The sequence below is a fragment of the Vibrio splendidus 12E03 genome, from assembly GCF_000272105.2.
GTDB classification, from domain to species: domain Bacteria; phylum Pseudomonadota; class Gammaproteobacteria; order Enterobacterales; family Vibrionaceae; genus Vibrio; species Vibrio splendidus_I.
In genome coordinates, this window is sequence record NZ_AJZD02000051.1 from 1 (window position 1) to 256 (window position 256).

At 52.3% G+C, this 256-nt stretch carries 1 protein-coding gene; it reads left to right on the top strand.

Features of this window, described 5'->3' with window-relative positions; all coding sequences use genetic code 11:
- Positions 1–256, top strand: a 256-nt coding sequence (locus A142_RS24185) for a Mu transposase domain-containing protein (RefSeq protein ID WP_431306020.1), incomplete at both ends; no start/stop codon positions are given.

Consider the following 256-nt stretch of genomic DNA (forward strand, 5'->3'; position numbering starts at 1 on the left):
TCACATCGAATATCGCCGTCATTACTACTCGGTTCCCCATCAACTTGTGAGTCACCATGTCGAGTTGGAAGCCTCTAATCGTCTGGTGCAGATCTATCATCAAGGTAACTTGGTGGCCCAGCATCCACGTAGCCAAAGAGAGCGAGGAAACAGCACCCAACCAGAGCACATGCCAAGCAATCATCAACATCAAAAGTGGTCGCCAGGGCGCTTGCTTAGCTGGGGAGCCAATATCGGCGCAGCCACACGAGAAGTC